Annotated in this window: 20 protein-coding genes and 3 pseudogenes; 18 read left to right on the forward strand and 5 right to left on the reverse strand. The window is 57.7% G+C overall.

Features of this window, described 5'->3' with window-relative positions:
* The first annotated feature begins 12 nt into the window (after window positions 1-12).
* Together XalbCFBP2523_RS14870 and XalbCFBP2523_RS14875 are read left to right on the forward strand one after the other, a co-directional pair.
* On the forward strand, window positions 13-6582 hold the full coding sequence (locus XalbCFBP2523_RS14870; RefSeq protein ID WP_282956816.1) for a non-ribosomal peptide synthetase: 6570 nt from the start codon (window positions 13-15) through the stop codon (window positions 6580-6582).
* Window positions 6583-6841: 259 nt separating this feature from the next.
* Window positions 6842-7003, forward strand: a pseudogene (locus XalbCFBP2523_RS14875) (transposase); the annotation flags it as partial.
* Window positions 7004-7018: 15 nt separating this feature from the next.
* On the opposite strand, the pseudogene XalbCFBP2523_RS14880 reads toward XalbCFBP2523_RS14875, so the two are convergent.
* Window positions 7019-7319: pseudogene (locus XalbCFBP2523_RS14880) on the reverse strand (integrase core domain-containing protein); the annotation flags it as partial.
* 85 nt (window positions 7320-7404) lie between these two features.
* Here XalbCFBP2523_RS14880 and XalbCFBP2523_RS14885 point away from each other — a divergent pair.
* The 3 genes from XalbCFBP2523_RS14885 to XalbCFBP2523_RS14890 are packed head-to-tail and all read left to right on the forward strand — an operon-like array spanning window position 7405 to window position 9146.
* The gene (locus XalbCFBP2523_RS14885) at window positions 7405-7734 is read left to right on the forward strand and encodes an IS110 family transposase (protein ID WP_249027735.1); all 330 of its coding nucleotides are present in this window, start codon (window positions 7405-7407) and stop codon (window positions 7732-7734) included.
* Window positions 7662-8600, forward strand: coding sequence for a Zona occludens toxin (locus XalbCFBP2523_RS16445; RefSeq protein WP_146084101.1), 939 nt, complete (start codon window positions 7662-7664; stop codon window positions 8598-8600). The genes XalbCFBP2523_RS14885 and XalbCFBP2523_RS16445 overlap by 73 nt, the downstream gene beginning before the upstream one ends.
* Window positions 8601-8642: 42 nt before the next feature.
* Window positions 8643-9146 carry a DUF2726 domain-containing protein gene (locus XalbCFBP2523_RS14890; RefSeq protein WP_080928098.1) on the forward strand — a complete coding sequence of 168 codons (504 nt, stop codon included), beginning with the start codon at window positions 8643-8645 and terminating at the stop codon, window positions 9144-9146.
* On the opposite strand, the gene XalbCFBP2523_RS17265 is transcribed toward XalbCFBP2523_RS14890, so the two are convergent.
* Complete coding sequence (locus tag XalbCFBP2523_RS17265) at window positions 9143-9895, reverse strand: DUF3693 domain-containing protein (protein WP_230599055.1); 753 nt, start codon at window positions 9893-9895, stop codon at window positions 9143-9145. The genes XalbCFBP2523_RS14890 and XalbCFBP2523_RS17265 overlap by 4 nt on opposite strands.
* Before the next feature lie 208 nt (window positions 9896-10103).
* On the opposite strand from XalbCFBP2523_RS17265, the gene XalbCFBP2523_RS14900 reads away from it, so the two are divergent.
* The 12 genes from XalbCFBP2523_RS14900 (at window position 10104) to XalbCFBP2523_RS14955 (ending at window position 17073) form a co-directional block, all read left to right on the forward strand.
* Window positions 10104-10295, forward strand: coding sequence for a hypothetical protein (locus XalbCFBP2523_RS14900; protein WP_080928097.1), 192 nt, complete (start codon window positions 10104-10106; stop codon window positions 10293-10295).
* On the forward strand, window positions 10292-10570 hold the full coding sequence (locus XalbCFBP2523_RS16450; RefSeq protein WP_146084102.1) for a hypothetical protein: 279 nt from the start codon (window positions 10292-10294) through the stop codon (window positions 10568-10570). Before XalbCFBP2523_RS14900 ends, XalbCFBP2523_RS16450 begins: the two co-directional genes overlap by 4 nt.
* Window positions 10567-10785 (forward strand): hypothetical protein, encoded by a 219-nt coding sequence (locus XalbCFBP2523_RS14905; protein WP_012916052.1) that lies wholly within the window; start codon window positions 10567-10569, stop codon window positions 10783-10785. Before XalbCFBP2523_RS16450 ends, XalbCFBP2523_RS14905 begins: the two co-directional genes overlap by 4 nt.
* Before the next feature lie 27 nt (window positions 10786-10812).
* Window positions 10813-11022: a hypothetical protein gene (locus XalbCFBP2523_RS14910; protein ID WP_012916051.1), complete on the forward strand. Its 210-nt coding sequence runs from the start codon at window positions 10813-10815 to the stop codon at window positions 11020-11022.
* Window positions 11023-11577: 555 nt separating this feature from the next.
* Complete coding sequence (locus XalbCFBP2523_RS14915; protein WP_012916050.1) at window positions 11578-12657, forward strand: replication initiation factor domain-containing protein; 1080 nt, start codon at window positions 11578-11580, stop codon at window positions 12655-12657.
* Complete coding sequence (locus XalbCFBP2523_RS14920; RefSeq protein ID WP_012916049.1) at window positions 12645-12944, forward strand: single-stranded DNA-binding protein; 300 nt, start codon at window positions 12645-12647, stop codon at window positions 12942-12944. Before XalbCFBP2523_RS14915 ends, XalbCFBP2523_RS14920 begins: the two co-directional genes overlap by 13 nt.
* A gap of 16 nt (window positions 12945-12960) precedes the next feature.
* A complete protein-coding gene (locus tag XalbCFBP2523_RS14925; RefSeq protein ID WP_012916048.1) occupies window positions 12961-13164 on the forward strand; it encodes a hypothetical protein in 204 nt (67 codons plus the stop codon).
* 10 nt (window positions 13165-13174) lie between these two features.
* Window positions 13175-13393: a major capsid protein gene (locus XalbCFBP2523_RS14930; protein WP_012916047.1), complete on the forward strand. Its 219-nt coding sequence runs from the start codon at window positions 13175-13177 to the stop codon at window positions 13391-13393.
* A 143-nt stretch (window positions 13394-13536) separates the two neighbouring features.
* Window positions 13537-14901, forward strand: coding sequence for a hypothetical protein (locus XalbCFBP2523_RS16455; RefSeq protein WP_146084103.1), 1365 nt, complete (start codon window positions 13537-13539; stop codon window positions 14899-14901).
* Complete coding sequence (locus tag XalbCFBP2523_RS14945; RefSeq protein ID WP_012916044.1) at window positions 14901-15227, forward strand: DUF2523 family protein; 327 nt, start codon at window positions 14901-14903, stop codon at window positions 15225-15227. The genes XalbCFBP2523_RS16455 and XalbCFBP2523_RS14945 overlap by 1 nt, the downstream gene beginning before the upstream one ends.
* The gene (locus tag XalbCFBP2523_RS14950; RefSeq protein WP_012916043.1) at window positions 15227-16408 is read left to right on the forward strand and encodes a zonular occludens toxin domain-containing protein; all 1182 of its coding nucleotides are present in this window, start codon (window positions 15227-15229) and stop codon (window positions 16406-16408) included. Before XalbCFBP2523_RS14945 ends, XalbCFBP2523_RS14950 begins: the two co-directional genes overlap by 1 nt.
* Complete coding sequence (locus XalbCFBP2523_RS14955) at window positions 16408-17073, forward strand: TraX family protein (protein WP_045756854.1); 666 nt, start codon at window positions 16408-16410, stop codon at window positions 17071-17073. Before XalbCFBP2523_RS14950 ends, XalbCFBP2523_RS14955 begins: the two co-directional genes overlap by 1 nt.
* Here XalbCFBP2523_RS14955 and XalbCFBP2523_RS14960 read toward each other — a convergent pair.
* Complete coding sequence (locus XalbCFBP2523_RS14960; RefSeq protein ID WP_230598060.1) at window positions 17026-17508, reverse strand: hypothetical protein; 483 nt, start codon at window positions 17506-17508, stop codon at window positions 17026-17028. The two genes, XalbCFBP2523_RS14955 and XalbCFBP2523_RS14960, sit on opposite strands and share 48 nt — an antisense overlap.
* A 35-nt stretch (window positions 17509-17543) precedes the next feature.
* Complete coding sequence (locus tag XalbCFBP2523_RS14965; protein ID WP_045756853.1) at window positions 17544-17897, reverse strand: hypothetical protein; 354 nt, start codon at window positions 17895-17897, stop codon at window positions 17544-17546.
* 125 nt (window positions 17898-18022) lie between these two features.
* On the opposite strand from XalbCFBP2523_RS14965, the gene XalbCFBP2523_RS17270 reads away from it, so the two are divergent.
* The gene (locus XalbCFBP2523_RS17270) at window positions 18023-18442 is read left to right on the forward strand and encodes a hypothetical protein (protein ID WP_045765754.1); all 420 of its coding nucleotides are present in this window, start codon (window positions 18023-18025) and stop codon (window positions 18440-18442) included.
* 86 nt (window positions 18443-18528) lie between these two features.
* Here the strand turns inward: XalbCFBP2523_RS17270 and XalbCFBP2523_RS17460 are convergent.
* Window positions 18529-18813, reverse strand: a pseudogene (locus XalbCFBP2523_RS17460) (DNA-binding protein); the annotation flags it as partial.
* Window positions 18814-18876 lie beyond the last annotated feature (63 nt).

Below are 18876 nucleotides of genomic sequence, written 5' to 3' on the forward strand. Positions count from 1 at the left end.
CAGCGGCAATGGCTGGCGGGCGAGGTGTTGCAACAACAGGCCGCATACTGGCGCGAGGCGCTGTCTGGTGCGCCGGTACTGCTGGAACTGCCAACGGATCGTCCGCGTCCGGCGCGGCAGGACCATGCCGGCGCGATGCTGGAAGTGGTCGTGGAGCCACAGCAGTTGCAGGCGCTGAAGGAACTCAGCCAGCGGCATGGGTTGACGCTGTATATGACGCTCCTGGCGAGTTGGGCGCTGTTGTTGTCGCGTCTGTCTGGACAGGACGATGTTGTCATTGGCAGCCCGGTGGCCAATCGTGGGAGGTCGGAGACCGAAGGGCTGATCGGGTTCTTCGTGAACACGCTGGCGTTGCGGGTGGAGGTGTCGGGTTCACCGACGCTGGCGCAACTGTTGGCGTCTGTGAAAGAACGTGCGCTGCAAGCGCAGGCACATCAGGACATCCCGTTCGAGCAGGTGGTGGAACTGGTGCAGCCGCCGCGCAGTCTGGCGCATGCGCCGCTGTTCCAGGTGATGTTCGCGTGGCAGAACACGCCGCAGGGTGAGCTGGATCTTGGCGAACTCGAGGCCAGTGGGCTGGGCACGACGCAGACGAGCGCGCTATTCGACCTGTCGTTGTCCTTGGAAGAGAGTGCGGACGGGATCGTGGGCAGTCTGACCTATTCCACGGCGTTGTTCGAGCATGCGACGCTGGAGCGGTGGATGGGCCATTGGCGGCATCTGTTGGCGGCGATGGTGGCCGAGGGCGCCGAAGATATGGCGGTGGATCGTCTGCCGTTGCTGGACGAGGCCGAGCGGCATCAGGTGTTGACGGAGTGGAATGCAACGGCAGCGGATTATCCGCGCGATGCCTGTGTGCACGAGTTGTTCGAGGCGCAGGTGATACGTGATCCATCGGCCATCGCGGTGGTGCAAGGCAAGGTGTCGATGACGTATGCCGAGTTGAATGCGCGAGCCAACCAGTTGGCACATTACCTGCGTGAATTGGGCGTAGGTCTGGACGACCGAGTGGCAATCCTCCTGGAGCGTGGCATCGCTGCAATCGCTGCCATGCTCGGCGCCCTCAAAGCCGGCGCCGCCTATGTCCCTCTTGATTCGACATCGCCTGTCAAACGTTTACACGAATTGCTGGATGACTGTCGCGCCAGCATCGTCATCGTCGATCAGATGTTGCCCGCCGCGTTGCGCGATGAACTAACGCTGCCAACAATCACGGTGGCTGATTCCGCGCTCTCACAGCAGAGCGCAGAAAATCCCGAGATCGCCTGGCTGGGGCCGCAGCATCCAGCCTACGTCATGTACACCTCCGGTTCGACCGGACAGCCGAAAGGCGTGATCGTTTCGCAGGCAGCCGTACTCAACCTTGTCCTGCAAGACGGGCCGGCACGGTTACGCACCAATGACAGGGTGGCTTTCGCCTCTAACCCTGCTTTCGACTCGACCACGTTGGAGGTCTGGGGTAGCTTGCTCAACGGTGCCACCATCGTGATCGTTCCATCGTCGACGATGCGCGATCCGCAGGCGCTGGGTGCGCTCTTGGTACGCGAACGCCTGTCGGTATTGATTCTGGTCGCTGGCGTGTTGCGTGTCTACGCACCATTGATTGCGCCGCAATTGGGTGCATTGCGTCTGCTGCTCACCGGCGGCGATGTCGCCGATCCCCATGCCCTGGCCCAGGTGTTCACTGCGGACGGACAGGTAACCGTATTGCAGACCTATGGCCCGACCGAAAGTACCCAGTTTGTCACCGCATTGGTTTTGGAACATGCCCCCGATCCATGCCGACGCGTGCCGATCGGTCGGCCGCTGACCAATACCCGGCTCTATGTGCTTGACAGCCACGGCCAACTGGCACCGATTGGTGTAGCCGGCGAACTGTATATCGCCGGTGCGCAACTGGCTCAAGGTTATCTGCATCGTCCGGCGTTGACTGCTGAACGCTTCATACCCGATCCGTTCGCAGAGCGACCCGGTGCGCGCATGTACAAGACCGGCGATCTGGCGCGCTACCTGGCCGATGGCAGTCTGGACTTCCTCGGTCGTAACGACGCCCAGGTCAAGATTCGCGGTTTCCGCATCGAGCCGGGCGAGATCGAAGCCGCGCTACATGCCTGCGACGGTGTGTGCGAGGCAGTGGTCATCGCCCGTCAGAACAGTCAGGGCGATAGGCATCTGGTCGCTTATCTGGTTGGTGATGGTGGCGGTGTCGAACTCAATCCCGAGGCAGTGCGCACCCAGCTTGGTGGTCGCTTGCCCGACTATATGCTCCCGTCCGTTTACGTGTATCTGGATTGCCTGCCATTAACTCCGAACGGCAAGCTGGATCGCAAGGCATTGCCTGCACCGGATGGTGCGACCTATGCGGCGCATACGTATGAACCACCTCAGGGCGATATCGAACAAGCCATTGCCGCGATCTGGCGCGACCTGCTTGGGCTGGAGAGGATCGGTCGGCACGATAACTTCTTTGCCCTCGGTGGGCATTCATTGCTGGCAGTGCGGGTTGCCTCGCGCTTGCGCCAGGAGTTGGGGGCCGAGATCGGCGTGGCCGAGTTGTTTGCCCATGCGACGCTCCAGCGACTTGCCGCGTGTGTGGCGTCCTCGTCCGCTGCCGTGTTGCCGCCGATCACGCCGCTGGCGCCGGATGCGCCGCACGTGCTGTCCTTCGCGCAGCAGCGGCTCTGGTTCCTGTCGCAGTTCGAGGGTGTCAGTCAGGCGTATCACATCAGCGGCGGCCTGCGCTTGCGTGGGGCGTTGGACACCCAGGCACTACAACGCACCCTGGATCGCATCGTGGCCCGGCATGCGTCGCTGCGCACGACTTTTGCGCTGGTCGATGGGCAGGCATTGCAACAGATCGCGGCCGAGGACAGCGGCTTCCAGTTGATCGTCCATGATCTGCGCGATATGCCCGAGCGCGAGGCAGCGCTGGAGCAGTTATTGGCGGAGGAGGCGCAGGCACCATTTGCGTTGGAACACGGCCCGCTGATCCGTGGCGTACTGGTACAGCTCTCCCACGACGAACACGTCCTCTTCGTGACCATGCACCATATCGTCTCGGATGGGTGGTCGATGGGGATTTTGATCAACGAGCTGAGCGCGTTGTATCGGGCTTTCGCACACGGTGAATCCGATCCACTGAAACCGCTGCCGATCCAGTACGCCGATTATGCGAGCTGGCAGCGGCAATGGCTGGCGGGCGAGGTGTTGCAGCAACAGGCGACTTACTGGCGCGAAACGCTGTCCGGTGTGCCTGTATTGCTTGAACTGCCGACGGATCGTCCGCGTCCGCCCCGGCAGGACCATGCCGGAGCAACACTGGAAGTGGTCGTGGAGCCACAGCAGTTGCAGGCGCTGAAGGAACTCAGCCAGCGGCATGGGTTGACGCTGTATATGACGCTCCTGGCGAGTTGGGCGTTGCTGCTATCGCGCTTGTCTGGACAGGACGATGTGGTGATCGGTAGTCCGGTGGCCAATCGTGGCCGCTCGGAGACCGAGGGGCTGATCGGGTTCTTCGTGAACACGCTGGCGTTGCGGGTGGAGGTGTCGGATTCGCCGACGCTGGCGCAGTTGCTGGCATCGGTGAAGGAGCGTGCGCTACAGGCGCAGGCGCATCAGGACATTCCGTTCGAACAGGTGGTGGAACTGGTCCAGCCGCCGCGCAGCCTGTCCCATGCGCCGTTGTTCCAAGTGATGTTCGCTTGGCAGAACACACCGGAAGGCGAACTGGACCTGGGCGAACTTGAGGCCAGCGGGCTGGGTGCGGCTAGGACGAGCGCGCAGTTCGACCTGTCATTGTCGTTGGCCGAAAGCGAAGAGGGGATCGTCGGCAGTCTGACCTATGCCACGGCGTTGTTCGAGCATGCGACGCTGGAGCGGTGGATGGGCAATTGGCGACATCTGTTGGTGGCGATGGTGGCCGAAGGCGCCGAAGATATGGCGGTGGATCGTCTGCCGTTGCTGGACGAGGCCGAGCGCCATCAAGTGTTGACGGAGTGGAATGCAACGGCGGCGGATTATCCGCGCGATGCCTGTGTGCACGAGTTGTTCGAGGCGCAGGTCGCGCGTGATCCCTCGGCCATCGCGGTGGTGCAGGGCGAGGTGTCGCTGACGTATGCCGAGTTGAATGCGCGTTCCAACCGTCTTGCGCATTACCTGCGCGGATTGGGTGTGCGTCCCGACGATCGCGTGGCGATCTGCGTGCAGCGCAGTGTCGAGATGGTCGTGGCGCTGCTGGCGGTGCTGAAGGCGGGAGGCGCGTACGTGCCGCTGGATGCTGCCTATCCGCCGGAGCGGCTGGCCTATATGCACTCCGATTGCGGCGCGGTGGCGGTGCTGACGGATGCCGCCAGTCGTCGCCTGGTCGAATGCAGTGCCACTGCGGCGGTGATCGTCGATCTGCAAGCCGACAGTGAGCATTGGGCGCATCTGCCAGACAGTAATCCCGACCGCCACGCCAATGGCCTGACCGCACGCCATTTGGCGTATGTGATCTACACCTCTGGATCGACCGGTGCACCGAAGGGCTCGATGAACGAGCATCGTAGTGTCGTGAACCTGGCGCTAGCCCAGATACGCGCATTCAATGTTGAAAAAAACAGCCGTGTCATGCAGTTTTCCTCATTGAGTTTTGATGCATTTGCTTCTGAATTATTGGTATCGCTTTTTTGCGGAGCATCACTCTATATCGCTGATCCAGGTGAGATGTTGGCAGGTGAAAACCTCGCAAGAATATTGAGCGAATATCAGATAAGTCATGTCACTTTGCCTCCTTCTGTATTGCATAACTTGCCTGAAAATCCGGAGCTTCCCTGTCTGAAGACACTCGTCGTTGCCGGGGAGGCGCTCTCTACCACCATTGCGAAACGTTGGTGCCAAGGAAGGCGGTTGATCAATGCATACGGCCCCACCGAGACGACGGTCTGCGCTTCTGTGCATGAATGTGATGCAAGTGCGACGGGTACGCCACCAATCGGTCGTCCGATTTCCAATGTGCGGATCTACATCCTCGATACACATGGTGTGCCGGTTCCGGTCGGAGTGGTGGGCGAGTTGTATATCGGTGGCGACGGTGTGGCGCGTGGATATCTGAACCGCGAAGACTTGACGGCCGAGCGCTTCCTCACGGATCCATTCAGTGCCGATCGGACAGCGCGGATATACCGCAGCGGCGATCTGGGGCGTTGGCGTGCCGATGGCACGATCGAGTTTGTCGGACGCAATGATCATCAGGTCAAGATCCGCGGCTTCCGCATCGAGTTAGGCGAGATCGAAGCGCGGCTGAGCGCGCATGCGGATGTGCGCGAGTGCGTGGTGGTGGCGTTGGATGCGGCGGCCGACAACGACAAGCGGCTGGTGGCGTATTGGGTCGGTGCCGAGGGTGTGACCTCCGATAGCGTGGATGCGGATGCTTTGCGCAGCTGGTTGTCAGCAATACTGCCGGATTACATGGTGCCGGCGGCTTACGTACAACTGGATCGGTTGCCGTTGACGCCGAACGGCAAGCTGGATCGCAAGGCATTGCCAGCACCGGACGTCACGGCTTATGCGGCGCGTGCGTATGAAGCGCCACAGGGCGCGATCGAACAGACCATTGCCGCGATCTGGCGCGACCTGCTGGGTCTGGAGACGATCGGGCGGCATGACAACTTCTTCACCCTGGGTGGACACTCCCTAATGGCAGTGCAGGTGGTTAGTCGTCTCAAACAAGCCGGGGTCGAGATTTCTATTGGTGACTTATTCTCTAATCCAGTGATGATGTCACTGGCTGATTATCTCCAAAATGGTGAATGTAGAGATGTCTGCGATGGTTTGGTTCCTTTCCGTAAAGAGGGTAGTGGTTCGCCGCTATTTCTACTTTATGATGGTTTTTGTAATGTCATGTACGGTCAAAAAATTGTAGAATTCTTGCGCTGTGATATTCAAGTCTATGGCGTTGAATATCCTGAGGATCCTGCAATAAACACCATACAAGACATGGCTGCCCAGGCGATCGAGAAGATCCGACGAGTGCAGCCTTCAGGCCCATATCATCTCGCTGGCTGGTCTTTCGGTGGATTGGTGGCTTATGAAATGGCAAGTCAGCTTATAGATGCGGGCCTGCAAGTAAAATTCCTAGGTGTTTTTGATACATTTCATATATCGACTGATATTCATTTTATGGAGGAAATTATGTCTGCCTCTGAAATGAATGATAATGATATTCTTAGTTATTTTTTTGGCATGGATGGAGATAATTTTGAAGATGAAACGATGAAATTCAGTGATCTTGTAGGTTATTACAAGAAAATTCGCTTGCTACCAGAGCACCTAGACGTAGATGATTTGTTGAATTATACGGCTTCATTTCGCCGCAATATAAAGGCATCTCTTGGCTATTGTGCCCCATCAATTTCGATTAAGTTGCATCTGTTTGAGGCTGCGGAATTTGCAAAAGGAAATCCACGCCAGAGTTGGCAAAATATTTTGCCGAAAGATTCTATTCGTTTCATCCAGGTACCAGGCACACATCAATCCATGATGGACTCCCCTAATGTCGAATTTTTATCAGAAGCTCTTTCAGAAGCCCTGGCCGGCTGCTGAAAAATTGTCCTGATTAGCCCCGGTCGTCAGCCAGCAGTCGCGGGATCTGCGCCCATGTGGGTTGATCCTGCGTAAGCTCCACCGTCAAGCAGGCACTAAAAGTAGAGCTTTCGGCGTGTTGGTTGCGGTACTCGACCGGTGTCATTGAGGGTCGGCAGGGAATCGTTATCGACACGGCCAAAAATTGTCAGCCTCCCGTAAAATTGATCCAGCCATAGCTAGAGGTCTCTGTGCACACTAGCCACCGAGGAGACCAACGATGCGCAAGAGCAAGTTCACCGAGAGCCAGATCGTCGCCACGCTGAAGCAGGTGGAGGGCGGTCGCCAGGTCAAGGATGTATGCCGTGAGCTGGGCATTTCCGAGGCGACGTACTACGTCTGGAAGTCCAAGTACGGCGGCATGGAGGCTGCTGACGTACAGCCGTAAGCTCCCCCGTCAAGCAGGCACTTCAAAAGTAGAGCTTTCGGCATGCTTGTTGCGGTACTCGACCGGGGTCATTCCGCCGAGCGAATCATGGGATCTCGCTTCGTTGTAGTCGATCATCCACCAGTGGGCGGCTTCGCGCACATCGTCGAGGCAGGCGAAGAAATTCAGGTCGAGCACTTCCTCGCGGAACGTGCGATTGAAGCGCTCAATGAAGGCATTCTGATTTGGCTTTCCCGGCTGGATGTACTGCAGTGCGACGCCATTCGTCTTGAGCCAGCTGGTGAACGCTTCGCCCAGGAACTCGTGGCCGTAGTACCTGTGGAAGCATGTTCGATTGGGCAGCCACCATTGAGAGGATCATCCTGAGGGTTCTCACACGCCACAGGAGATCGTCAATGATGACTGCCCGACAAGAGGTTACGCCTGCTGCCACATGCGTGGCGATCGACATCGCCAAACGCACTCACGCGGTTTTGATCGAGACGTCCGACGGCAAACAGCGGCGTTTCAGGATGGCAAGCACGCATGAGGACCACCAGCGGCTGGTCGATCTGCTGCGTACCTGTCCGGCAACGGTTCGCGTCGCGATGGAGGCAACCGGCGATTACCATCGCACGCTCGCGTACCGCTTGCTGCGGGAGGGTTTCGAGGTATGCCTAGTTTCTTCGATGGCCGCAGCGCGGTACCGGGAAGCCGTCAGCGCAAGAATGTATACACCAAGCTAGATGCTCTCGGAAAAGATGATGCGTACAGCATCCGATTTTATACCGCATCGGTTGCTGGAAAGTTTGAATTAACCGGCAGTGAAAAGCGCAATTACGATCCTGATATATGGCCGCTGTATCACGGCATACAGCCTGGCACCGATGGCAATGCCGTTTATAAGACTGGCTCAAGGACGATTTGGCAGACTGCCAAAAAGCCAGCGATTGCGATCATCATCGCGTTGGTCATCGGCATCTACTTCATCCTGCGCTTTTTTACCGGCGCGGCTTTGCCTGAATCTGCGAAGCAGCAGGTGAATCATGTAAAACATGTAGTGTCTCAGCAGCGCGCATCTTTGCCATCTGTCAAGCCTCGGCAATCTGCTGCTCCGGTCACGCCTATTAGTCCAGTCAAGCAGCGCGACACGAACAAGGATTTTCCGCCTGGTGTCCGCTATATAGTTGATCTAGCCGCATCCGCGCGCCCACGTTATGCGGGGTCTTTTGGTGCTGTCGATGTTGTTGAATTTCGCGCGACCGGAGGAGGGCAGGTTCTGGATAGATTTACGACCGCCCAGCTTTGGGCCTTGGGTTGGTATGTGGACCGCACTGCCTACGGTGCGCTCCTGCGATCTAAGGATCATGAGATAATCGCAACATCCTGGCCGGTCGATGACGAGCTAGGTCAGCAGTCTATACAAACGACAGAGCGCATACATGACGCTGCCGGCCCGCCTGTGACGAGCGCCAGCGAGACACAGACGGGATCGGCGGCGGCTCTTCGTGGCACCTCAATTCCGCGCCAATCTAGGGCATTGGGGTCTTTCCCTGAGAACAAGCCATACAAAAGCGAGACGGCGACGCCTTCTACCACGCTCGCTATGTAGTTGAGATATCATCGTCTGCCACCACCACTCAGGGGCGCGCGGATGAGTACCATATTTCTACTTTGCTTTTTTGTTCTTTTGTTGATTGGCGTTTTCTCCACTCTTGCGCGCAAAAAAGAATTGCAACTGAATTGGCCTTTTTACGGCATGCGCGTTTTGACAAACGCGGAACAGGTTCTTTATTGGAGATTGATTGAGGCGCTCCCTGAAAATATTGTTCTAGCTCAGGTGCAGCTATCAAGATTTCTTGGTGTTCGCAAAGGACATCAACGCATTCAATGGCTTAATCGGGTTAGCCAAAAGAGTGCGGATTTTCTTGTGTGCAACAAAGATTTTTCTGTATTAACTGTCATCGAACTGGATGATGCAAGCCATGATCGTCCGGGACGACATAAAGCTGATAACGATAAAAACAAAGCTATTAAGGACGCTGGGCTGCGTATTATTCGTTGGCATGTGAAGTCGATGCCAAATGCTGCCCAGATTCGCGACGAAATATACTTACTGGCCGGGGTGCAGGGGCGTCCCCCTGCGCAGACGCTTTAGCCGGCCATGCGTCCGAAGTGTCGATCACGCCAGGTCGCGAGGTCCACCACGACAACTTTCACCATGGCCTGCTGACGCGCTTTTCTGGCCTTATTCCGTGCGCGTGCGCTGTCGCGCAAGTCGATGGCATCTGCGCGCCACAGTAAACCGCGTAGCCGCCGTTCGGGTATCCGTTCGCCGGAAGGTGCCACTAGATCACGTCCGGCCAGGCGCCAGCCAGCCCATGGGCCGTGTAGCTCTACGTGGTTATCCAGCACGTGTCGTGCATGCGCCTGGGCGCAATGGTTTGGGCAAGGTTGGCCGGGTTCCCAGCACGGTGGGCGGCGGTCGATATCGTAGGTGTCGCTCATGCTGCGATTTCCTTGTCGCTGGGTGTGCGTGATGGTAGCCACGAGGTCAGCCACAGCCACAGCCAACGGAGTCGCAGTTTCGCCATCTGCCGCCATCCTGCCAATTTCGCATAATGTATCGTTTGGCGCGTGCTTAAACGTCTGAATTTGCGAGGCTTTTGCGTGATCGGGCAGGGCGGTCCCGATGCAGATAAGTAGTGCCATTGCCGCGCCTGCCAACTGCTTGTACAGCTTGGCCCATTCCCTACCAAGTTCGCCTTGATCCTGTTCGGAGTGGATCAGTAATAGCCATGGGCCAGCATCCTGGCCGGCGATCTTCGCAAGCTGTTGTATCCGCTCATCCGGGATTGGTTTGTTCCCAAGCTTCCATTGGCTTAGTACGCCGCTAGATATGCCCATTTGTTCAGCGAGCCCCCGTAGGCTTCCCCTTAATGATCGCTGAATGGCTAGCTCTACAAGGGTATTTATGTGCATTTGCGCGTTCCAAAAGGTATGCAGTGCTTACCTTTAAGGATACACTGCAAGTGCATCCCAAATGGGCTGCACCCAGCCCCTCGCACCCCCGAGGGTGTCTGGGTTCAACGGGTAGGGGTAACGGGGTTACACCATGTCTAGCTATCAAGTGCAGTACCGCCCGCTCATGGGCCGCATGTGGATGACGCTCGATCTTTTTCTGGATCGTAAATCCGCTGTTGTTCGTATGCATGATCGTGTTGATGCAATGGTTGCGCGTGGTTTCGAACGCAATGATGTTGCTCGTGATTTCCGTGTCCGCGCTGTCGAGCGGGTGGCCGCATGAATATCGACCAGTATCAGTTGCGAGATTACGCTCTCACTATTCGTCAGCGTTGGTATCAGGACTACGCGCGTGCCCGCTCCCAGCTTCGGTTGTGGGCTGTCATGGATGAGCGACTTAGTTCTTCCGATGTGCCGTCGTGGGTTGATCTATCTTTATCTGTTTATCCATTGCGTTTATCTGGTGACATGTTGGGTTGGTGTGCTTCTATCGGCCCACGTCACCTTCATAAACACCGCATGCTGCAATTCCGGGGTCGTGTGAGGTTGCCTGCATGAATCTCGATCAATATAAAGCAATCCAGCCGCGCATCGTTGAGTTGCAGCGCGCCGCATTAGATTTCGCTGAGCTAGGCGAGTCCAAAGTCTCACGTCTGATCCTTGCCGCATGTTTCGCTGCTCAAAAACTCAAACCGGCAAAGCCGGCATCGGGCGACCAACTGCCTTTAGAGCCGAATCCTGTTGTAAAGCTGGCTAAGGGGAAGGGCGCATAACGCGCCCTTTTTTGGGGGTAATTAATAATGATGGCTGTTTTTCTCGCCGCACTAGGTGTTTTCTCCATTCTCTTTTTCCTCGCTGGCGTGATCCGCATCTTTTGCTGGATGGATCAGCGCTATGCAGCGAAGCTTCAGGCTGAGTACCGCGCATACGTGATGGCCGAAGAGGCTAAGCGCGAGTTTCAGCGTTCATTAGCTTATCAGCGTGGGGTGTTCTATGACCCTTACGACTGATACGACAGAATCTCCGGGGGTACACAAGTGATCCGCTGGTACATAACTCTCCTGCTGTCCATATATTTTCTTTCTCAATCTCATCAGCCGATATCGGCAACGTTATTCTTTCTGGGACTTCTGTTCCTCTGCGTCTATCGCCTCGGCGGTAACAAGCTGCTGCGGATGATGCGGATGCGGATCCGTGCATCGCGCCGTCATACGTCAAACGGGGGGCATCGCAATGCGTGAGTCTAAAACGACTGTGCCGCGTGCGCAGCGCGTCCTTCTCTCTGTGCCGACACCTCGCGCTGACGTGTTCGACCTCGCTGGCGTACTTATAAAGATTGATGGTCATCTGGTTACTCTCGGCGACTACTGGGTCGCTGTCCGCATGCAGGCTGCATCCGCGCGCCTTGATCGGGGTGTAGGGGCGCAGCCCCTACGTGCAACGCCTTACCCGCACACGGGTAATGTCTGCCTCATCGGCAATCGTCCTGCGGTGCCGTCGTCGGCATCCCCCTCACACACCCACCTGATGACAGATTTTCATCTTTGTCGCTTGGGCGGTACTCCATGAGCGCGCTCGGTGAATTTTCACCGGACGGACCGGTGAAAAATACTGGGCTCGTTGGCCCGGGGAGTAACACGGGCCAAAAAGGTCAGCCGGCACGCGATCGTCAGCACGCGGTGACGGTCGACTTTTTGACCGTAGTCTTCAACCGGGATCGTCTAGAGGCGGCCCGTAAGCTCAACCTCCGTTACCTATTGCAGTGGATTTTCGGCCTTGATCCGAGAGACGTGTTCATGGGTCAGGTCCACGCGAAGCGATGGCAGTTTTATCGCAGTAGCGCGCCTATCATTGACGCCAACGGCGAGTTGGTTGGCAGATTCGGATGCGAGGGCAACGGCGACACGATGTGTGTCAGTTTGTCCGGCGCTGCCTGTAGGTATATCCGCAACTGGCGTCATGTTGAGGTGAACTTGCGGCTTGTCGGCGCTCGCGTCACGCGCTGTGATATCGCCTATGACGACTACGATGGCGTCCTTGGCACCGTACGGGATCATGAGGCGCAGGCTCGCGCCAACATGTCTGATACCGGTGGCTGCTTGCTGTTCGGGTCTGGCCCTGGCGCTCCGCCAAAAACACGATTTATGGATGACCATGGCAACGGCGATGGCTCCACGCTTTATGTCGGCGGCAAAGGTCATAAGCAACTCTGTATCTATGAAAAAGGCAAGCAGCTTGGCGTTTGCGAATCGCCCTGGGTGCGCTATGAGGCGCGTTTGTACGGCAAGCATGCCGAACTTCCTTTGGAAATGCTCACCCATCCCATGCGCTATCTGCGTGGGTCCTACGCTTACATGGATCGATTGCTTGCCACTGTAGGGCAGGGCGTCGCTACCGCCGTCAAGATCTCCAAGCGCACCGTAGAGGCCACCGCTGAAGCCATGGTCCGTTGGGCGCATCGTCAGGTCGGGCCAACACTCCATTGCCTGCGCGAAGCGCTGGGCGACCAATTCGGCGACTTCGTCGTCAATCACCTGGCGCGGGAAGGGCTGCCCTCGCGTTTCAAGCGTGCCTGTAAGGCAGCCGATTTGCCCGCCTATGTGCGGGAAACCTTAATTAAGAGGGAAATTCCATGTCCATTGTGAGGGTCAAAGATGATCGTATTATTGAGCGCCGCGTCGTCATCAAAGGCGTGCCGCAAATATTCCGGGAACAGCGTGCGTGTGTCCTACTCGGTGGCGGTTACGAAACCACGTTTAACGTTGGACTCGCAGATGGCCCCTGCTATCAGGTGGGCGATTATGTCATCCATCCGGACAGCTATGGCACCGGCCAATATGGGGACGTGATGCTCAAGCGGATCAAGTTGTGGCCGCTCGGTGTTGCCTTGCGCGAAACCGCAGCTGCTGTTCCTCCGCCGTCCAAGGGATAAAGGCTGCCTGATCGCCATGGCCGTTTTCGTCCCTGCCTGCCTTGAGCGTGATCTTGATACGCAGACGGGGACGTGCTCGGCCCCGATCTGGATACCGCAGCCGTCGTTGTTGCCGGAACTGACGGTTGCGGATGCCCAATCTATCGGGCAGGCCATCGCGCTTTTGTGGGCGGTGGCGTTCGTGTTCCGGCTTATCCGCAAGTCACTTCAACAATCCTGAGGATTACAAAATGTTCAACTTCAAGAAGTTCCCGGTGATCGTCGTTGCCGCGTCGATTGCCACCATCGCTGCTCCGGCATTCGCATCCGGTGGTAGCTCGGGCGTGGATGTAAGTGCTGTTGTGTCTGCCATCAATGCAGCAAGTACGCCCATCGCCAGTATCGGTGCTGCCGTTTTGATCGTGATGGTCGGCACCAAGGTTTATAAGTGGATTCGCCGCGCCATGTAACGGCTGCCGGCGGGCAGGGCCGACTCCCTCCCGCCGGTCTTTAGGGGGTGGTATGGAAGGTTGGATTTGGTTGTGCGCGTGGCTGGTGGCCTGCGCGATATTGTTCCTGGGGTCTGATTGATATGGCTCGTCGTGGAATCCTGATGCTCCTTATTATCGCCATCTGGGTCATGGCGCTGTTTATCCGCGACGCTGATGCAGCAGTCTATCCCGACCAGGGGTCTGCGTATGCGGCTTGTCAAGCAGCCGGTGCAGCTGCTGCTTCAGATCCAAACGAATTTCCTAGTGGAAACTATCGTTGCGAAGGTGGTGCAAACCCTGATGCTGGTGGCAGTTATCAATGCTATTTCCAGGCCAGGATATATGGTCCAGACCACGCTTATTTTGATTCTATAGACTGCGGAATTTACACTTTCCCGGCTAATAGCTCCTGCGCTTCCAAGAAATCGTTTACTACCACTTTTTCTCCTAAGGCAGGATCATTTTCGTGTAACGATGGTTGCATAACTATGTTTTATCCGAATCTTGACGGCACGAACACCGCATCACCGACAGGCAATACTTGTGATCCTCACAATTTAAATTGCGGCGATGGTTTTCTTTGGAACCCTGTGCTCAACGTATGCCAACCCACTAAGCCCGAGTGTCCGTCCGGCCAAAAGCCGAATTCTCTGGGCAAGTGCGCCCCCGAGCCGTGTCCGGATGGGATGGTCCAGCAGCAGGACGGCACGTGTAAGCCTAAGGAGAACGAGTGTCCTCAGGGTGAGGTCAAAGGTCCCGATGGCAGTTGCGTCAAGAAGCCCGACGTGTGCGGTGCCGGTAAAGCGATGGGCAGCGATGGCACGTGCAAAGACGACAAGGATGGCGACGGCAAACCTGACGACGAAGAGGGCGACGATAAAGACAAGGACAAGGACGGCAAGGACGATCCCTCGTTTTCCGGCGGCGACTCATGCGATGCACCGCCTGCATGCAGCGGTGACGCCATTTTATGCGGGCAGGCCAGCATCCAATGGCGCATCGATTGCAACACTCGGCACAACGTCAACATCGCTGGTGGTGCATGCGGCACGCCGCCTGTTTGCACAGGCGATAAGTGCGATGCGATTCAGTACGCCTCGTTGCTTATGCAGTGGCGCACCGCGTGTGCGCTGGAAAAGGGTACTTCGTCTAGCGGCGGCTTTGGTCAAAGCGATAGCGATAACCTTTCGGCCATCAAAGGTGCGTTGACTGGCAATGCTGGTAATCCCGATATCGGTGATCCTGGCGATCCTTCCGGTGCGTTCACTGACGGCAGCAATTCCACCACTGGCGATGGCAAGCTCGATACGTCGGGGTTCGGCTATGGCAGGTCCTGCCCTACTATCCCTGATGTGTCGGTGTTCGGCCAGGCGTTACATTTTGATACGTCACCGTTCTGCTCGTTCATCGTGCTCGGCGGTCAACTCGTGCTCGTGTTTGCCGCATTGGCGTCTCTTCGCATCATCAGTTCTGGAGGGGATTCCTGATGCCTGCTTTGATAGGCGCGCTGATATCGGCGCTATCGTGGCTGTTCCGCTCGCGGATCGGGCTGTGGATCATGACGGCGCTTGCGTGGCTCGGTATCACCTTTGGCACGATCAAGATCATGATCGATCCCGCCATCGATCTGCTCAAGGGTTACGCCCAGGGTCTCGGTGGATCCGGCCAGCTTGGTGCTGTCGCCATGCAGTGGATGGGCGTGCTTAACTTTGATCGTGCGCTCACCATGATTATCTCCGCCGTCGTCGCCAAGCATGCCCTGTTGCAGGGACGCCTATTTCTCTTTAAGCGTGGATTCGGAGCAAAACCGTAATGCCTATTGAGCTTTTCACTGGCTTGCCTGGCAATGGCAAGACCTTGCTCATGGTCGAGCATCTGAGCAAGGCAGCCGAGCAGGGCGCTCGCCCCATCTTTGCCGCTGGGATTGACGGCCTCAAGCCTGGCCTGGCCAGCGTGCTTGACGATCCCCGCCACTGGAACAATCGCGATGCAGAGGGTAACCATCTGGTTCCCGACGGCGCGCTCATCTACGTTGACGAGGCCTGGAAGTGGTTCGGGCATCTCCACGATGCGACGCGCCAGTCCACGCCTCCCCACGTCCTCGCGCTCGCTGAGCATCGGCACCGTGGTATCGACTTCGTGTGGACAACGCAGATGCCGCTCCAACTGTATCCGTTCGCGCGCGCACTGGTGCAAAGCCATCATCACGTCGTGCGCCGCTTCGGCACAAGCCTCATTGATGTGTTCACCTGGCAGGAGCTACAGGACGATGTCAAGAGCACGCCGCGTCGTGACGCAGCGCTGCGCAAGACCCGCATCCTGCCGAAGGAGTATTTCGCTGCTTACACGTCGGCGACCATGCACACGATCAAGCGCAAGATTCCGCTGCGCGTCCTCGTGTTGCCACTCTTGGTCATTGCAGCCATCGCCTGCGCCGTCATCGGTTATCGCGCGCTCCGTCCCAGCACGATGACCGCGAAGATTACCGGCGCAGGCCCGAGTGCGGCGTCAGCCGCTCCGGGCCAAGCCGGTGTCGCTGCGGGCGCGTCAACAGAGCGGCATTTTGCCGATGCCACCGACTATGCCAAGCAGCACTTGCCGAGGTTTCCGACGATGCCGTGGACCGCGCCTGTGTTCGACGAGCGCCATGTCACTGCCGACCCTGCGCTCTATTGCATGTCCAGCCGTCCAGGCTTGGATGCGCAAGGGCAGCACAGCGATTTCTCCTGCACGTGCATTACTGAGCAATCGACCATCTATGCGATATCGGATGGCGAGTGCCGGCGCATTGCTCGTATGGGTCCGGTCTACAATCCTTATCGTCAGCAGCAGCGTCAGCAGGATCAGCCTCAGCAGCAGAGCCAGGCCGCTGCGACGATGCCGATGACCCGTGGTGGCGTCATTGAGCGCAAGGCGAGGGGACAAGGCACTTTCCCCGAGTCCCCAGGTTACAAAGCGGACACGGCCACCCCTCCGACCACGCTTGATATGTGATGACCAGCGGCGGCCGCGAACTTATCAAGTGGATCGCCGTGCTGGCCATGACCGGCGACCACGTGATCAAGGTGTTCCACCTCGGTGACGTTCCGGTTGTCTCGCAAGCTGGCCGTGTCGCGTTCCCGCTGTTCGCGATGGTGCTGGCCTACAATCTGGCGCAGTCTGGTGCCGATACGGCCAAGTCCCTACGCCGGCTGCTTGCTTGGGGCGTTGCGGCGATGCCGGCGTATTGGCTGGCCTTCGGTGTGATCTGCCCGTTCAACGTCCTGCTCGCGTTTGCCTTGGGTGTTGCCGCCATCCGTGCAGTGCAGGGTAGGCGGTGGGTGTTGCTGGCGGTTTGCGTGCTGCCTGCGCCGCTGTTTGTCGATTACCAGTGGTCCGGTCTGTCCGTTGTCGTTGGTGCCTGGTGGTATTTCCGTTCGCCGCGGCCAACGATGCTGATGGGCATCCTCTGTTTCGCCGTCCCGGCTGCCGCGCTGTGCGTCTACAACGGCAGCGCCTGGTCGTTACTGGCTATTCCGATGCTGCGCCTCGGCGACGTGCCGATTGCGCTGCCACGCACGCGGTGGGCGTTCTATGGGTACTATTGCGGTCATCTAGCATTGCTCGCAGCTTTAGCATGGATCGCGCAACTGTTGCCATCCGTTTTCAATGCGCTGTAGACGCCTTCCTTGCATGCATCTTTCCCCTGGTGCTAGCGGTCTCGGTGTGTACACGGCAGGCTGAATTTTTTCGTTCCATAGAATTCTTCTCGTGCGCTCTAGTTCAGCAGCCGATTCAATTTCCATTTCTTTATTGAACTTTGAAATTTGTGCTTTAAACGTGGCTTCTTCGCTCGGCGTCATTGGCCGCAGTATTTCATTTGTCATTGCGGCTGCCTGCCTGCGTGCGTTCCATTCAATTAGGCCCATCGCTGCGGCAATCAGCACCACCACGGATATGCCTGCTTTTAGCCAGCCTTCCATGCCATCGTCTTTTGTTTTCCGTGTTGGCTCGCTGTATGTTCTTGGTCTAAATTCCAGTTCCGTTACATCTGTGTCTTTTCCTAATGTCGGTTCTTGGCGCTCCATAGTCCCCCCTTTTTTCATCTGCGCCATTGTGGGTGCAGGGGCCATGCCCCTGCGTAGACGCTTTAACCGGCCATCTTCCCGAAGTGGCGATCCCGCCAGTTCGCTAGGTCCACGACAACAACTTTCACCATGGCCTGCTGACGCGCTTTTCTGGCCTTGTTCCGGGCGCGGGCGGTGTCGCGCAAGTCGGTGGCATCTGCACGCCAAAGTAAACCGCGTAGTCGCCGTTCGGGTATCCGTTCGCCCGTTGGTGCCACCAGGTCCCGACCTGCAAGTCGCCAGCCGGCCCAGGGTCCATGCAATTCGACGTGGTTGTCGATGATGTGCCGCGCATGCGCCTGAGCACAGTGGTTCGGGCACGGCTTGCCGGCTTCCCAACACGGCGGTCGGCGGTCGATGTTGTAGGTGTCGCTCATGCTGCGATTTCCTTGTCGCTTGGTGCTTTGGATGGTAGCCACGATGTCAACCACAGCCAAAGCCAACGGAGTCGCAGTTTTGCGATCCTACCAATTTCGCATAATGTATCTTATGTCATAGGCGGATGCGGCGGCTGCTCTATGTCGGCGACCCCTTGTTGTTGGGCTTACGCACGTTCGATTGTCTCGATCTGTTTGCGCTCGAGCGTAGCAGCCTCTTTCCGAAGCGTTGCCAGTTCAAGCTGAGCCGCTCTCGTTTCCTGCCGAGCGCGATCGACTTCCGCATGGGCCCGGTCTTCCGTGGCTTGCACGTGGCGGATCAAATTTTCACGTTCGGTCCTCGCTGTTTCCTGGAGTTGTTACCACTGCCTCCGGAGCACCTCCCGTGCCTCCTCAGCCTCGGTGATGCGCTGCACCGCCGTGTCACGCTGCCGCTCCATCTCATTAATCTGGCGTTGGAGTTGCTCGACCAGGCGCTCCAGCTCAATAGCTCGGGTCGTCGCGAGCTGTTCCGTTTAGTGGGCAGCTTCGGTCTCACCCCGTAGCTGAGCGAGCTCGGCCTGCAGCCATGGCGGTCGCCCTCCAAGCTGCTGCGTGCATCTTGGAGGACTGTGCGCTCAGCAGCGATGGCCTCACCGGCATGGCTTCGCGCATGATCCAAAGCCAGCGTCCACCACTGCCCTACCAGTGCGGAGACTGCTTCAGGCACGTTGGCGATTCGATCTCCCAAGCCTTGCCACCAGGTATCCAGCCAGCGCACCACGGTGTTCGGAGACCCAGTGCCTAGGTGGGCACGGATGCGCTCCACAGTCGGGCGTTCGCCGGCGGCACAAGTGCGTCGGCAGCGCCGTGAATGCCTCCTGTGTCGGCGCCCTGGCCTATGATTAGCGTACTCACGATAAGTGATGACAATCATATTGAATGGCGTGCGAACCCCAACGCCGCACCATGCAGAGGACAGCGCTGAGGTCCTTGCCCT

Origin of the sequence: Xanthomonas albilineans, from assembly GCF_002939705.1 — a bacterium.
In the GTDB taxonomy this organism is placed as follows: Bacteria; Pseudomonadota; Gammaproteobacteria; order Xanthomonadales; family Xanthomonadaceae; genus Xanthomonas_A; species Xanthomonas_A albilineans.

Bases quoted from the DNA above. Each gene is read 5' to 3' on its own strand.
- XalbCFBP2523_RS14885 (WP_249027735.1), top strand. From the start codon at position 7,405: ATGATGACTGCCCGACAAGAGGTTACGCCTGCTGCCACATGCGTGGCG.
- XalbCFBP2523_RS16445 (WP_146084101.1), top strand. From the start codon at position 7,662: ATGCCTAGTTTCTTCGATGGCCGCAGCGCGGTACCGGGAAGCCGTCAG.
- XalbCFBP2523_RS14890 (WP_080928098.1), top strand. From the start codon at position 8,643: ATGAGTACCATATTTCTACTTTGCTTTTTTGTTCTTTTGTTGATTGGC.
- XalbCFBP2523_RS17265 (WP_230599055.1), bottom strand. From the start codon at position 9,895: ATGGGCATATCTAGCGGCGTACTAAGCCAATGGAAGCTTGGGAACAAA.
- XalbCFBP2523_RS14900 (WP_080928097.1), top strand. From the start codon at position 10,104: ATGTCTAGCTATCAAGTGCAGTACCGCCCGCTCATGGGCCGCATGTGG.
- XalbCFBP2523_RS16450 (WP_146084102.1), top strand. From the start codon at position 10,292: ATGAATATCGACCAGTATCAGTTGCGAGATTACGCTCTCACTATTCGT.
- XalbCFBP2523_RS14905 (WP_012916052.1), top strand. From the start codon at position 10,567: ATGAATCTCGATCAATATAAAGCAATCCAGCCGCGCATCGTTGAGTTG.
- XalbCFBP2523_RS14910 (WP_012916051.1), top strand. From the start codon at position 10,813: ATGATGGCTGTTTTTCTCGCCGCACTAGGTGTTTTCTCCATTCTCTTT.
- XalbCFBP2523_RS14915 (WP_012916050.1), top strand. From the start codon at position 11,578: ATGAGCGCGCTCGGTGAATTTTCACCGGACGGACCGGTGAAAAATACT.
- XalbCFBP2523_RS14920 (WP_012916049.1), top strand. From the start codon at position 12,645: ATGTCCATTGTGAGGGTCAAAGATGATCGTATTATTGAGCGCCGCGTC.
- XalbCFBP2523_RS14925 (WP_012916048.1), top strand. From the start codon at position 12,961: ATGGCCGTTTTCGTCCCTGCCTGCCTTGAGCGTGATCTTGATACGCAG.
- XalbCFBP2523_RS14930 (WP_012916047.1), top strand. From the start codon at position 13,175: ATGTTCAACTTCAAGAAGTTCCCGGTGATCGTCGTTGCCGCGTCGATT.
- XalbCFBP2523_RS16455 (WP_146084103.1), top strand. From the start codon at position 13,537: ATGCTCCTTATTATCGCCATCTGGGTCATGGCGCTGTTTATCCGCGAC.
- XalbCFBP2523_RS14945 (WP_012916044.1), top strand. From the start codon at position 14,901: ATGCCTGCTTTGATAGGCGCGCTGATATCGGCGCTATCGTGGCTGTTC.
- XalbCFBP2523_RS14950 (WP_012916043.1), top strand. From the start codon at position 15,227: ATGCCTATTGAGCTTTTCACTGGCTTGCCTGGCAATGGCAAGACCTTG.
- XalbCFBP2523_RS14955 (WP_045756854.1), top strand. From the start codon at position 16,408: ATGACCAGCGGCGGCCGCGAACTTATCAAGTGGATCGCCGTGCTGGCC.
- XalbCFBP2523_RS14960 (WP_230598060.1), bottom strand. From the start codon at position 17,508: ATGGCGCAGATGAAAAAAGGGGGGACTATGGAGCGCCAAGAACCGACA.
- XalbCFBP2523_RS14965 (WP_045756853.1), bottom strand. From the start codon at position 17,897: ATGAGCGACACCTACAACATCGACCGCCGACCGCCGTGTTGGGAAGCC.
- XalbCFBP2523_RS17270 (WP_045765754.1), top strand. From the start codon at position 18,023: ATGCGGCGGCTGCTCTATGTCGGCGACCCCTTGTTGTTGGGCTTACGC.